The 13,390-nt window shown below is 32.4% G+C and carries 12 protein-coding genes; 6 read left to right on the top strand and 6 right to left on the bottom strand.

The annotated features are described in order from the left end of the window. Window positions 1–15: 15 nt before the first annotated feature. Window positions 16–1,914 (bottom strand): amidophosphoribosyltransferase, encoded by a 1,899-nt coding sequence (locus tag AC3VI6_RS06985; protein ID WP_497705658.1) that lies wholly within the window; start codon window positions 1,912–1,914, stop codon window positions 16–18. A 78-nt stretch (window positions 1,915–1,992) separates the two neighbouring features. Next, complete coding sequence (locus AC3VI6_RS06980; RefSeq protein WP_497705657.1) at window positions 1,993–2,919, bottom strand: PfkB family carbohydrate kinase; 927 nt, start codon at window positions 2,917–2,919, stop codon at window positions 1,993–1,995. A gap of 187 nt (window positions 2,920–3,106) precedes the next feature. On the opposite strand from AC3VI6_RS06980, the gene AC3VI6_RS06975 reads away from it, so the two are divergent. The 6 genes from AC3VI6_RS06975 to AC3VI6_RS06950 all read left to right on the top strand — a co-directional run bounded on the left by AC3VI6_RS06975 (window position 3,107) and on the right by AC3VI6_RS06950 (window position 7,527). Beyond that, the gene (locus AC3VI6_RS06975; protein ID WP_497705656.1) at window positions 3,107–3,526 is read left to right on the top strand and encodes a SufE family protein; all 420 of its coding nucleotides are present in this window, start codon (window positions 3,107–3,109) and stop codon (window positions 3,524–3,526) included. A 21-nt stretch (window positions 3,527–3,547) separates the two neighbouring features. Beyond that, entirely contained in the window at window positions 3,548–3,868 is a 321-nt protein-coding gene (locus AC3VI6_RS06970; protein WP_497705655.1) for an iron-sulfur cluster assembly protein, read from the top strand. Window positions 3,869–3,951: 83 nt separating this feature from the next. Beyond that, window positions 3,952–4,461, top strand: a complete 510-nt coding sequence (locus AC3VI6_RS06965; RefSeq protein ID WP_274634432.1) for a DUF2480 family protein — start codon at window positions 3,952–3,954, stop codon at window positions 4,459–4,461. A gap of 32 nt (window positions 4,462–4,493) precedes the next feature. Next, a complete protein-coding gene (locus tag AC3VI6_RS06960; protein ID WP_497705654.1) occupies window positions 4,494–5,444 on the top strand; it encodes a DUF3078 domain-containing protein in 951 nt (316 codons plus the stop codon). An 80-nt stretch (window positions 5,445–5,524) separates the two neighbouring features. Continuing rightward, window positions 5,525–6,364 carry a DUF3078 domain-containing protein gene (locus AC3VI6_RS06955; protein ID WP_497705653.1) on the top strand — a complete coding sequence of 280 codons (840 nt, stop codon included), beginning with the start codon at window positions 5,525–5,527 and terminating at the stop codon, window positions 6,362–6,364. A gap of 86 nt (window positions 6,365–6,450) precedes the next feature. Then, a complete protein-coding gene (locus AC3VI6_RS06950; RefSeq protein ID WP_497705652.1) occupies window positions 6,451–7,527 on the top strand; it encodes a CNNM domain-containing protein in 1,077 nt (358 codons plus the stop codon). A gap of 75 nt (window positions 7,528–7,602) precedes the next feature. Here AC3VI6_RS06950 and AC3VI6_RS06945 read toward each other — a convergent pair whose 3' ends face one another. The 4 genes from AC3VI6_RS06945 to hflX form a co-directional block, all read right to left on the bottom strand. Beyond that, window positions 7,603–10,311 carry a TonB-dependent receptor gene (locus tag AC3VI6_RS06945; RefSeq protein ID WP_497705651.1) on the bottom strand — a complete coding sequence of 903 codons (2,709 nt, stop codon included), beginning with the start codon at window positions 10,309–10,311 and terminating at the stop codon, window positions 7,603–7,605. A gap of 43 nt (window positions 10,312–10,354) precedes the next feature. Next, window positions 10,355–11,032: an energy transducer TonB gene (locus tag AC3VI6_RS06940; protein WP_497705650.1), complete on the bottom strand. Its 678-nt coding sequence runs from the start codon at window positions 11,030–11,032 to the stop codon at window positions 10,355–10,357. 78 nt (window positions 11,033–11,110) lie between these two features. Continuing rightward, entirely contained in the window at window positions 11,111–11,815 is a 705-nt protein-coding gene (locus AC3VI6_RS06935; RefSeq protein WP_497705649.1) for an energy transducer TonB, read from the bottom strand. A gap of 373 nt (window positions 11,816–12,188) precedes the next feature. After that, window positions 12,189–13,388, bottom strand: coding sequence for a GTPase HflX (gene hflX / locus AC3VI6_RS06930; protein WP_497705648.1), 1,200 nt, complete (start codon window positions 13,386–13,388; stop codon window positions 12,189–12,191). Between the last annotated feature and the right edge of the window lie 2 nt (window positions 13,389–13,390).

Raw genomic sequence — 13,390 nt, 5'->3', positions numbered from 1 at the left:
CACTAATACTTATTATTAATAAGCTCTAGCATCGCTTCCTTCATAAAAATTGATAAACGCTTGGTTTACTACTCTATGACCTCCATCGGTAGGATAATCTCCAGTAAAGTACCAGTCTCCTAAATTATCTGGACAAGCTTTATGCAATTCACTAACAGGTTGAAAGATTACTTCTACTTCAGCTTTAATCTCTTCAGTTTTTAACATCTGAGCAATCTTAACAGAGATTTCTTCATCAGTAAACGGAGCATAAATTTCTTTTACGTAATTCACTACATCTTTATCCTCACTATTTTCTTGTTGCTTACATTTTTGATATACTTCATCAATAATATTGTATTGATTTGTTTCTTTTAACAACTCTAAAGCAGCTTTAAATGCGATAAAATCATTAATCTTAGCCATATCAATACCATAACAATCTGGATAACGAATTTGAGGTGCCGATGAAACCACAACAATCTTCTTTGGATTCAATCGATCTAATATCTTAATGATACTTTTCTTCAAAGTAGTTCCTCTTACGATACTATCATCAATAATCACTAAGTTATCGGTTGGTTTTACAACTCCGTAAGTAATATCGTATACGTGCGCTACTAAATCATCACGACTACTATCATCTGTAATAAAAGTACGTAATTTCGCATCTTTAATAGCTATCTTTTCAAAACGTGGTCGTTTAGAAAGAATCTCCGTTACCTTTTCTTTTGATAATTTTCCTCCACCTGCTAAAATAGCATCTGTTTTCTGTTGATTTAACACATCTTCCGCAGCTTCCATCATTCCGAAGAAAGAAGTTTCAGCCGTGTTTGGAATGTAAGAAAACACTGAGTTTTCAATATCGTTATCAATTGACTTTAATACTTCAGGAAATACATATTTTCCTAAATTTTTACGCTCTTTATAAATTGAAGCATCACTACCTCTTGAGAAATAAATACGCTCAAACGAACATGCTTTTTTAGGACGTTGCTCTAAAATTGGCAACATGCTTGTTTGACCATTTTTCTTAATAATTAACGCATGACCTCTTTCAATTTCTTTTATTGAATCGATATCTACATTAAAAGCTGTTTGAATAACTGGACGCTCAGAAGCTACCACCACTACTTCATCATCTTCATAAAAAAATGCTGGACGAATAGCTGATGGATCTCTCAACACAAACGCATCTCCATGCCCCAGCATACCTGCCATGGCATAACCCCCGTCCCAGTTCTTAGCTGAACGCTTTAAAATACGTTGAATATCTAAATGTTCTTCTATATAAGGAGAGGCATCTTTTTTATTAAATCCTTCTTCTTTTGCTTTTAAGTATAAATCAGAAACTTCTGATTGTAAGAAGTGCCCTATTTTTTCTAAAATAGTAACCGTATCTGTAGATTCTTTTGGATGCTGCCCTAACTCTATTAAATCATTTAATAATTGTTTAGAGTTTGTCATGTTAAAGTTACCCGCAACAATTAAGCTTTGGTGCTTCCAGTTACTTTGACGTAAAAACGGGTGCACATTTTCGATAGAGTTTCCTCCAAAGGTACCATAACGAACATGCCCTAAGAATAAATTACCTAAATAAGGTACATTTTCTTCTTGCCATTCAACATCATCAACTTTATCTGGATTTTCTTCAAAAACCCCGTTGATTCTTTTATTAATTTTTCCAAAGATATCTTGTATAGGTTGCGACTCGTTCGATCGAACTCTACTTATATACCTTGTTCCCGGCTCTACATTAAATTTAATACTTGCTAATCCAGCACCATCTTGACCTCTGTTGTGCTGTTTTTCCATTAACAAATACATTTTGTTTACACCATAAAACGCGGTACCGTATTTATCTTTATAATATTGTAATGGTTTTTTTAATCGAACCATTGCAATTCCGCATTCATGTTTAATAGCGTCACTCATTTAATTTCAAGTATTTAGTTGTGTTGTGGTTTTGTGTGTTGTATAAAAAAATCCGCACCAAAAAGCGCGGATTTATAGTTATGATAATTCAATATCAAATTGTGTTAATTCTTTAAAAGCCTGTAAACGTGCTTGTACTTCTTGGTTTGACAGCTCCTCCATACGTTCTGTTCCGAATTTTTCAACACAGAACGATGCTAAATTTGATCCGTAGATAATAGCACTCTTCATATTTTCAAAAGAGATATCTTCAGTTTTAGCTAAATATCCGCAGAAACCTCCTGCAAACGTATCTCCAGCTCCTGTAGGATCGAACACTTCTGCTAGTGGTAATGCTGGTGCAAAGAACATATTACCTTCGTTAAATAATAAAGCTCCGTGCTCTCCTTTTTTAATCACCACGTATTTAGGTCCCATTTCATGGATTTTTTGAGCTGCATTAACCAACGAATACTCTCCACTTAACTGGCGAGCTTCTTCATCGTTAATTGTAATAACATCTACACGTTTTAACACTTCGTGTAAATCGTTTAAAGCGATATCCATCCAAAAGTTCATAGTATCTAGCACCACTAACTTTGGACGCTCATTCATTTGATCTAACACCGATGCTTGTGTTAATGGATGTAAATTCCCTAACATTACAATTGGCGCATCTTTAAAAGATTCTGGCACTACTGGCTGAAAATGTTCTAACACATTTAATTCAGTAACCAAAGTATCACGAGAATTCATATCGTTATGATATTTTCCACTCCAAAAGAAGGTTTTTCCGTCTTTTACGATTTCAACTCCATCAGTATTGATTCCTTTGTTGTTCATCATATCTAAATATGACTGAGGAAAATCTCCTCCAACAACAGAAACAACTCCTGTTTTTACTCCAAACTGTGAAGCTGCCAATCCTACAAATGTAACTGATCCTCCTAAAATCTTATCTGTCTTTCCGAAAGGTGTTTCAATAGCATCAAACGCTACCGTACCTACTGCTAATAATTTACTCATAACTCTACCTAATCTCCTGTACTAGAAGAAATATTTCTTTTCTTTTTGCCTTAACAACGTAAGACTTAAAGTTTTACTAATAATATGTATTAAGACGCAAACTGTAATGTTAACTGCCTTTTTTGTCGTAATTTTGCCCCTTTAATTAAAAACGGTCTTTTTGACTTTGCAAAAATAGTTTTAAAAAATGACTATCAAAGAAATACAAGAAGAAATTATTGATGAGTTTTCAATGTTTGAAGACTGGATGGAACGTTACGAATACATCATCGAATTAGGAAAATCATTACCATTAATAGACGATGCTTATAAATTAGATGAAAATTTGATAAAAGGCTGTCAGTCAAAAGTATGGCTACATTCTGAATTAAAAGGCGATACTATTGAATTTACTGCCGATAGTGATGCAATTTTAACCAAAGGAATTGTGGCTTTATTATTGAGGGTGTTTTCAAACCAAACACCAAAAGCTATTTTAGAGGCTGATACCAATTTTATTGACGAAATTGGCTTGAAAGAGCATTTGAGTCCAACCAGAGCAAACGGATTAGTATCAATGGTAAAACAGATTAAAATGTATGCGATTGCACAGCAATCGAAATTATAAGATTATAAAGAGTTAGAACTAATGACTGAAGATCAATTAGAAGAATTAGGAGATATAATTGTACGTGTATTAAAAACGATATACGATCCTGAAATCCCTGTAGACATCTACGAATTAGGATTAATTTACGACGTATTTATTTCAGAAGAAAATGACGCCAAAATATTAATGACGTTAACTTCTCCTAACTGCCCTGTAGCAGAAACTTTACCTGTTGAAGTTGAAGAAAAGGTAAAAACACTAAAAGAAATTAACAACTGTGAAGTTGAAATCACTTTTGATCCTACATGGACACAAGACATGATGAGTGAGGAAGCTAAATTAGAGCTAGGAATGTTATAAAATAATTTCATTTTTTAAGGAAATTATTACAATACTTAAATAGCAGTTAAAGTTTTTTAACTCAACAACTATTGAATAAAAATATGGCAGAAGAAATAATTAATAGAGTAGCAAATAGTAATCTTACTACAATAGACCTTGAAGATTTTTATCCGAAAGGAAATCGTATTGTATTTGATATTAAAGACTGGTTGTATGAAGAACTCATATTGCGTGAAAAAGATTTTAGAGAATCTGTAAAAAATCACGACTGGTCTCAATATCAAGATAGTTATGTCGCTCTTACTTGTTCTTCTGATGCTATTATTCCTTCATGGGCATACTTGTTACTAACTGTAGAACTTACTCCTTTTGCAAAAAAAGTAGTAGTTGGTGATTTACCGTTACTTGAAACAGTTATTTATCAAGATATCATAAACCAAATTGATATATCTGAATACAAAGACAAACCCATAATTATAAAAGGTTGTGCAAATAAGCCTATACCTCCTTCGGCATATACCTTACTGATTGAAAAAGTAAAAACTGTAGCCAAGACTATTATGTTTGGAGAAGCTTGCTCAACGGTACCACTTTACAAGAAAAAAAAGTAATTCGATTTATAAACTCCTTAACTTAACTATAAATGAAAAAACTCTTTTTATTTCTTTTTATATGTTATTCTTTTTCTACCTTTTCACAAAGGACAAAAAAAGACAGCATTTCAGCATTAAAATTAGTTAGTGCTCCTGCTGAAGTTGATTATAGTTCTACCATTATAAGACGATTCCTTACTCCTGAAGTATTGGTAAAAAAGAACCCACCAAAAAAATGGATGGTTACCGGAAAATATACTTTTTTATTCAACCAATCATCTTTTGCCAATTGGTCTGCAGGAGGAAACAACACGGTTGCAGGAAACATGACGCTTGGTTATGATTTCAACTACAAAAAAAAGAAATGGAACTGGGATAATAAAATCATATCTGCTTACGGCTTAAGTTATGTTGACGGTCAAGGAATGAGAAAAACAGAAGACCAATTTGAATACAACTCTTTATTAGGTTTAAAAGCCTCTAAGCTTTGGTTCTTCTCATTTTTTAGCAATTTTAAAACTCAGTTTTCTAGAGGGTATGACTACAAGCAAGAACCAAAATTAGCTGTTTCTGACTTTTTCTCTCCTGCTTATTGGAGTTTTGGTCCCGGTATGCTATGGAAACGAAATGACGATGCTAGGATAAACATCGCACCAGCTACAGCACGATATACATTTGTTTCTAATCAATTTTCAGGAAAATATGGTGTTGAAGAAGGTAAAACCTCAAAATTAGGGCTAGGTTTTAACCTTTCTGCTTACTACAAGAAAGAAATTATGAAAGATGTAACAATGGAAAATATTCTTGCTGTCTATTCAGATTACTTAAACAAACCTCAAAACATCGACATAGATTACCAATTAAACATCTTGGTTAAGATTAACAAAAATCTTTCTACAAACCTCGGTTTGCATGCTATTATTGATGATGACGCTTCTAAGAAAATACAATTTAAAGAGGTTTTTGGACTTGGATTAAATTATATTTTTCATAAAACGTGACTTTTAATCAATAACTTTGTCTAAGCTTTTTGTAAGGTGTACATTCGCGCCTTCAAAAAAATAAATTAAAATTTATCCAAATGAAAAAATTATTAGCAATCGCTGTTTTATTTAGTGCTTTAACAGCCAATGCCCAAGAAGAAAAAAAAGAAGAACCTAAAGAGGGGTGGAAACGAAACGGGAACATCTCTTTCCTATTCAATCAATCTGCTTTTAATAACTGGTTAGCCGGAGGTACAAATAACATTTCTGGTACTCTTGGTTTAAACTACGATTTTAACTACACAAAAGGAGATTGGACTTGGGACAATAAATTAATTGCTTCTTACGGTTTAACAAAACTAAAAGGAGAAGAAATGAAAAAAACAGATGACCGTTTAGAGTTGAACTCTTTAGTAGGTAAAAAAGCTGGTGGAAACTGGTACTACTCTGCTTTTTTCAACTTTAAAACACAAATGTCATCAACTGATGTGAATGGTGTACAAACTTCGCACTTCTTTTCTCCTGCATACTTTCAATTTGGACCTGGTATGTTATGGAAAAAACACGATAACTTAAAAGTTAATATTGCCCCTGCAACTTCTAAATTAATACTAATGCACGGGCATTTAACCGAAATGGGAGACGCTTTTGGTGTTGCACAAGGAGAAACTACTCGTTATGAGTTAGGGGCTGCTTTAAACGCTTATTACAAATTAGACGTAATGAAAAACGTTTCGGTAGAAAATATTTTAAACCTTTATAGCAACTACCTAGAAGATTTTCAAAATGTAGATATTGATTATACTGTTAATGTAGTGATGAAAGTTAACAAGTATTTATCTGCGAACCTTTCTATGCAAGCAATTTATGATGATAATGCTTTTGAAGGATTTCAAACAAGAGAGGTATTTGGTTTAGGAATTAACTACGGTTTTTAAAACATAACAAAACATCTATTTAAAACCTCAAGAAGTACTTCTTGAGGTTTTCTTTTTTATGTATTTTAGCTTAAAAATTATAACGAATGACACTTTTAATTGTTTACGCAACTTTATCTATATTTTTTTCCTTTTTATGCTCCATACTTGAAGCTGTTTTACTAAGTGTAACACCAACTTTTGTTAATGTTAAAAAGAAGGAAGGGAAAGCCTACGCCGACGGTTTAGAAACCTTAAAAAAAGATGTAGACAAACCTCTTATTGCTATTCTTACTGTTAACACTATTGCACATACAGTAGGCGCTATTTTAGTAGGTGCGCAAGCAAAAAAGATATTTAGTGATGATGGTAATGGTGTTTTTATTGTTTCAGCAATAATGACGATTTTAATTTTAGTGGCTTCTGAAATCATTCCTAAGACTATAGGAGCTACTTACTGGAAATCTTTAGCTGGTTTTTCAACAAAAGCGCTAAATATTTTAATCTTTATCTGCAAATACACAGGAATTATCTGGACGCTTCAACTTTTTACCAAAATTTTTGGAAAAGGAGCCCATGGTGAAAGTGTACTTAGTAGAGAAGATTTTACCGCAATGACCGATATTGCTGAACAAGAAGGAGTTTTTCATGAAAGTGAAGGAAAGGTGATTAGAAATATGCTAAACTTTAAACAAGTACAAGCAAAGCATATCATGACTCCCCGTACAGTTCTTACCACTGCTGATGAAAACCAAAGTATAAAATCTTTCTTTGACGAGAATAGACCTTTACGTTTTTCAAGAATACCTGTTTATGCTGAAAATCCAGATAACATAACGGGTTATGTGTTAAAAGATCAATTGTTGCTTTCATTGGTAGATAATAAAGGAGATGAACCTTTAAAAACTATTAAAAGAAATATTATAATAGCTAGTCGAGAGTTATCTATTCCAAACTTATTTGATCGGTTAATTGAACAAAGAGAACATTTAGCCTTAGTTGTAGATGAATATGGCTCTGTTAGTGGTTTAGTTACTCAAGAAGACGTTATAGAAACGCTTTTAGGACATGAAATTATGGATGAAAGTGATAACGTAGCCAATCTTCAAAGTTTAGCTAGAAAGAGCTGGGAACAGCGCGCTAAGCGATTAGGAATTATTAGTGATGATAGTGAAAATGAATAAACTATTTTAATCATTATACAAAAAGAGGCGTGAATTACAAATTCACGCCTCTTTTATTTTATACAACTAAATTAATTAGTCATTAATCGTCCAAGAAACATAGTACATAGAACCGATGAATCCTGAACCAGGAGCTACCATATATTCGTTACCTGTTAAATTAGTTCCTCCAATTTTAAATCTAGATTTAAGTGAAGGCACTCTATAATTTATTTGTGCATCTAACACTGTTCTTGCAGATACCATGTCATCTAAGAAACTCGACTGCCATAAAAACTCATCTTGCCATCTTACATTCACATTAAATCCGAAATTGTTAAATAAATTCGGATTACCAAACATAACTTTTACTTGATGTTCTGGTGTATTAAATCCTGGTTTAAAGCTTAAATCTTCACTTTGATCAAAAACTAGTTTTGAGTAGGTATAATTTGCTCCTAAATTAAATGTCTTAAACACTTTAGTATTTAACCCTATTCCTACACCGTACGAATCTACATTAGCTTGTGTATTTGTGTTAAGTACAAACGATGTATAGTCTCCATTATCAATTGCTGCATTAGCTAAAGCGTTTGGTGTTCCATCTGCTTCTAAACCTCCATAATTAGCTACAATAACATCTTTAAAAGCTACAAAATCGTTATACTGGTTGTAATAACCATTAATATCTAATTCTAAAATGTTTCTACTATTTAAATCAATAATACTTCTATACCCTACTTCATAAGAAGTTACTTTTTCTGGTTTAATTGGGTTTACATGAAGCTTAACTCTATTATCTTCTCCTGCCAATGCGTTGTCAAAAACGTTTCTACCAGTAATTGTATTGGTAGTACCATCTTGATTCATTGCTATTGTAGAAAAACGGTCTAAATTTTCTTCTGAAGTTCCTAAAATATAATTACTTGGTCCTGAACGCAATCCGAAGTATTGCTCTAAAGTACTTGGATTTCTAAATCCTGTTTGATAAGAAGCTCTTAAAATATGGTTTTTTGAGTCTCCTAAAGAATAGTTTAATGCTACCCTTGGCGAGAAGTTTCCTTCGAAGTTTTTAGATTTATCATAACGAACAGATCCTGTAAACTTTAATCTATCCTCTAAAAATTTCTTTTGAATTTGAGAGTAAACTCCAAACATATCAAACTCAATATTATCGTTTTCATCGGTAAATAATGTTCCGTTTGAATTAATATCATACTTACGATAAGAACCTCCTACTTGAATTTCTCCCCAACGAATAATATCTTTAAAGTTATAGTTGGCATCAAAATGGTAAAAAGAAGTTTCATCTTTTATACCAGCTCCTCCTTTATTTATTGGAGTATTAATTACTTCTTCTAATGCTGTTTTAAATTCAGCTGATCCAGGTACAAATCTATTTCTGTTAGCATATCTTCTTGCATCTGCATCGTTAAAAGCAGTGTAATCTTGATCGTTAATTACTCCTGAATACATGTCTATGTATTCTTTATACCAGTTTTGCGTTGGATTGTACTTTTCATTTAAGGCAATTGCAGCAAATCGTAAATCGTGACTTTTTCCTGAATCGTTTCCAGTATAATATCCTCTTGCATAGAAATTCTTCCCTTTTAATTCTAATTTATACTGCTCGATAAAATATCCTTTTTGAGAGAATCTGTTGGATCCTTGGTAAGTATTGTCTCCACGAGAAAAACGAGAATTTAAAATAATTTCGAACGCATCATTAGCCCATGGTCTGATATGAATAGATCCGTCAAATTTTAAGTTATAACCATCATAATTTGTTAAATCTTTTTCGTCATACCCTGTTCTACTTACATTTCCAATACCTGGAATAGCCACTGAAAAATCATCTCCATACACATTTACTCCATCGTAATCTGTATTGGTATCTCTATCTCCATCAATTGCTACACCACCAATTCCTGTAGTATTTCTAGTATCATCAGCATGCCACTCTTCTGCAGAAAAGTAAGTTAGGTTTACTTTTGCAGCTAAATAGTTATTAAATTTATATGCCATACGTGCACCCACATCGTAAAAAGCATTATTCCCTGCTGCTTCTTGCGACATGTTTCCTGTTTTAATATACGTGCTAATACCTGCATCATCAAAAGGGTTTCTACTTTTCATTAACAAAATACCGTTAAAGGCGTTTGCCCCATATAAAGCAGAAGATGCTCCTGGAAGAATTTCAACATTTTTTACATCTAAATCTGAAAGCCCCATAATATTTCCTGCTGAGAAGTTTAATGCAGGGATTGATGTTTCTACCCCGTCTACTAACTGTACAAATCGAGTGTTATCGAAAGTAGAAAAACCACGTGAGTTAACAGATTTGAATCCGTAGTTTGCTTCACGCGACTCGATTCCTTTTAAGTTTGTTAATCCGTCATAAAACGAGATAGAAGTATTTCTTTTAACATCAACAATCCCCATTCTTTCGATAGTTACAGGAGATTCTATAACTCGTTCTGGAGATCTCGATGCAGAAATTACAACTTCGTCTAATGCGATGTTTTCTTTCAAAATCACGTTAATTTCTTGATCTTGAGACACAACTTCAACGATTTCTGTTTTGTATCCAAAAGCTGAAACTTGGATTGTTACAGGATAGTTTGATGCTGATTTTAAAGTAAAACTTCCCTCGAAATCTGAAGTTGTTCTATCATTTCCTGAAATAATTACAACATTAGAAAAAGGCTCTAAATATTCATCATAAACTTTTCCCTTTATAGTCGTTTGTCCGTATACAGATACAGCACAAACTACTAAAAATATAGATAGTAGTTTTTTAAACATAACGTTTATTTTAATTGATTTTTGTAAATTATTATTAATTTATTTACTCGTCTAGAGCAAACATGATTGGGAATCCGTATTTAACTGAAGTATTACCTCCTTCTTTTTTTCCAGGAATGAATTGAGGTAGCTGCGATACAACTCGAACCGCTTCGTTATTTAATAACTCTCCGCCCTTAGGCCCTAAGGTTTTGATGTTTTTAACCTGTCCGTTTTTATCAATAATAAAACGAACCCAAACCTCACCTTGAACAGATTCTTTTACCGCCTGACTAGGGTACCTGAAGTGTTTTTGAATATGTTTTACCATTTCAACATTAAAACAATCTAATCGTTCTCCTTTTTTAGCTTTTTTACAAGCTGTAAAAAGAGGGATTTTATCTACAGTACTAAATTTTTCAGCATTTTTTATTTCTTCTGCTGATAATTTACTGGTAATATCTTCGATATTATTTTTTATTGTTAATGGCTGAGAGATTTCTGCAAGTTGATTTGTGCTTTCAACTTCAGCTGTTCCTGCACTAGATAACTCCACACCAGATGAAACGGCTTGTTTTTTGAAATTTTCTCTCTTTTTTAAATACCTTCTATTAGCTGATACTTTAACAGAGATTTGACGCGTACCTTTATTGTCTTTACTTTTAGGCTCAATGGTACATTTAGTAATACTATTTAGGTCTAAAGTTTCTTCTGGAGTTTCACAAACCTCACGTTGAGACATGACATTTGTAGTATACAAACAAACTAAAAATATAAATAAAATTACTCTTTTTTTGTGAAAAATTAAATTTTTTAGCAGTTAATCTACACCGGTGTTTAATGTAAAGCTCATTGGAAAACTATAGGATACTTTTGAAGGCGAACCAGCTTGTTTTCCTGGTTTAAAATTCGGGAGCAACAACACAATTCTTTCTGCTTCTTGTTTCAAGATTTCATGCACTCCTTCACCTTCTGTTTTTATACTTGTTACCTTACCTGTTTCGTCAATTACAAAGCTCACCAACACATTCCCTTCTATACCTTTATCTAATGCTTCATTAGGATAAACTAAATTATTAAGTATATGCTGTTGCATTTCGTAGTTAAAACAATCTGTTTTATCTATTGAATCATCTGCACACGATAAAAACATTGGTATTTCTTCAACTACATCAAAAGAAATCCCCTTACTTTCTACAGTTCTAATAATTGGGGTAGGATTGCTTAAACGAGCTAGTTTTAAATTATTAATTGCATTGAAAGTATGCATTTCTTTCGCTTTTAAGTCTTCTGCTAAGCGAGTAACTTTTTCAAAATAAACACGTTTTTTTAAATATCTTCTACTAGTAACTGTGGTAACCATTGTAGAAGCTTCATCATTACTGTCATCATGCTTTTCAATCAAACATTTATCTACAGTATTAATATCTTGTGTTTTATGATCTTGAGATGTACATTTTTCTTGTGCATTTACTAAATGCGTGCTATATAAAATAGCAAACAAGAATATCATTATTTTTTTCATCACGATCTTATTTTGTTAAAACATGGTAACTCAATACAAAATTGAGCAGACAATTCTTTAGGCCTTTATTTTAAAAATTAAAAGCTTTGCGAATACCTATTAAGTTTTAGGACTGTATTAAACTAAGTTTAGAGTGTTAATGAATGAACTCTTTTCAACTTGATGTTCTACTAAAAATCGTGCTGATTTTTTATGTGAAGTTTTGTTATTTTTCATTTTTTAGGGGGATAAAATGTTTAAAAAACTGGTTTACAATGTTTAAAATAACACAGAAAATACTGTATTAACAATTATAAATGTAATGAAAAAGAACTTAAATAGCAATTATTTAAGTTCTTTTTGTGTTATCGTTGTGTTTTGTTATCGTAAAAAACTAGTACTCATTATATAAGAAATCATTATACGGAAAACGCTGTATATGTATCTTTTTTACCTCTTCATACACCTTTTCTTTAAAATCTTCTAAATTGTCTTTATTCAAAGCTGATATGAAAATACACTCCGTTTCTAAATCATTCATCCAGGTTTTTTTCCAATCTTCTAAAGTATAATGTTCCTTTGTTTTTTCTGTTACTATATCGTCTTCATCAATAGTTTCATGAGTATAAGCATCTATCTTGTTAAACACCATAACCGTAGGCTTATCTTTACTATCAATTTCATCTAAAATTTTGTTTACAGAAGCAATATGATCTTCAAAATTTGGATGCGAAATATCAACTACATGCAGTAGTAAATCGGCTTCTCTAACTTCATCTAAGGTAGATTTAAACGACTCTACTAATTGAGTTGGTAACTTTCTGATGAACCCAACAGTATCGGTCATTAAAAACGGAATGTTTTTAATCACTACTTTTCTTACTGTAGTATCTAAGGTTGCAAATAATTTATTTTCTGCAAAAACCTCACTCTTACTAATCACATTCATTAAGGTAGACTTACCCACATTCGTATATCCTACCAAAGCAACTCGCACCATTTTCCCACGGTTTTTACGCTGTATTGACATTTGCTTATCAATAGTTTCTAATTTCTTTTTAAGCAATGAGATTTTATCACGAATAATACGACGGTCAGTTTCAATTTCTGTTTCCCCTGGTTCACGCATACCAATTCCCCCTTTTTGCTTATCAAGGTGAGTCCACATTCGGGTTAATCGAGGTAATAAATATTGATATTGCGCTAATTCAACCTGAGCTTTTGCCGAACTTGTTTGTGCTCTACTAGCAAAAATATCTAGGATTAAGTTGGTTCTATCTAAAATCTTACAGTCTAAAAAACGTTCTATGTTCCTCAACTGCGCAGGCGATAATTCGTCATCAAAAATTGCCGTTCCAATATCGTTTGAATCTATATACGCTTTTACATCTTCTAACTTTCCTGTTCCTAAAAAAGTTTTCGGATTGGGCTTATCAAGTTTTTGCACAAAACGTTTTACAGCAACCCCTCCAGCTGTTAGAGTTAAAAACTCTAGTTCATCTAAATACTCTTCTGACTGTTTTTCGTCTTGATGTTGGGTTATAATTCCTATTAAAACCGCTTTTTCTGATATGGCTTCTCGTGTTTCTATCATAC

This window comes from Tenacibaculum sp. TB-56 (genome assembly GCF_059716275.2).
This window is presented reverse-complemented; position numbering and strand designations above follow the sequence as displayed.

What these genes read in the sequence shown, in the direction of transcription:
- AC3VI6_RS06985 (WP_497705658.1), bottom strand. Translation starts at nt 1,914, where the DNA reads ATGAGTGACGCTATTAAACATGAATGCGGAATTGCAATGGTTCGATTA.
- AC3VI6_RS06980 (WP_497705657.1), bottom strand. Translation starts at nt 2,919, where the DNA reads ATGAGTAAATTATTAGCAGTAGGTACGGTAGCGTTTGATGCTATTGAA.
- AC3VI6_RS06975 (WP_497705656.1), top strand. Translation starts at nt 3,107, where the DNA reads ATGACTATCAAAGAAATACAAGAAGAAATTATTGATGAGTTTTCAATG.
- AC3VI6_RS06970 (WP_497705655.1), top strand. Translation starts at nt 3,548, where the DNA reads ATGACTGAAGATCAATTAGAAGAATTAGGAGATATAATTGTACGTGTA.
- AC3VI6_RS06965 (WP_274634432.1), top strand. Translation starts at nt 3,952, where the DNA reads ATGGCAGAAGAAATAATTAATAGAGTAGCAAATAGTAATCTTACTACA.
- AC3VI6_RS06960 (WP_497705654.1), top strand. Translation starts at nt 4,494, where the DNA reads ATGAAAAAACTCTTTTTATTTCTTTTTATATGTTATTCTTTTTCTACC.
- AC3VI6_RS06955 (WP_497705653.1), top strand. Translation starts at nt 5,525, where the DNA reads ATGAAAAAATTATTAGCAATCGCTGTTTTATTTAGTGCTTTAACAGCC.
- AC3VI6_RS06950 (WP_497705652.1), top strand. Translation starts at nt 6,451, where the DNA reads ATGACACTTTTAATTGTTTACGCAACTTTATCTATATTTTTTTCCTTT.
- AC3VI6_RS06945 (WP_497705651.1), bottom strand. Translation starts at nt 10,311, where the DNA reads ATGTTTAAAAAACTACTATCTATATTTTTAGTAGTTTGTGCTGTATCT.
- AC3VI6_RS06940 (WP_497705650.1), bottom strand. Translation starts at nt 11,032, where the DNA reads ATGTCTCAACGTGAGGTTTGTGAAACTCCAGAAGAAACTTTAGACCTA.
- AC3VI6_RS06935 (WP_497705649.1), bottom strand. Translation starts at nt 11,815, where the DNA reads ATGAAAAAAATAATGATATTCTTGTTTGCTATTTTATATAGCACGCAT.
- hflX (WP_497705648.1), bottom strand. Translation starts at nt 13,388, where the DNA reads ATGATAGAAACACGAGAAGCCATATCAGAAAAAGCGGTTTTAATAGGA.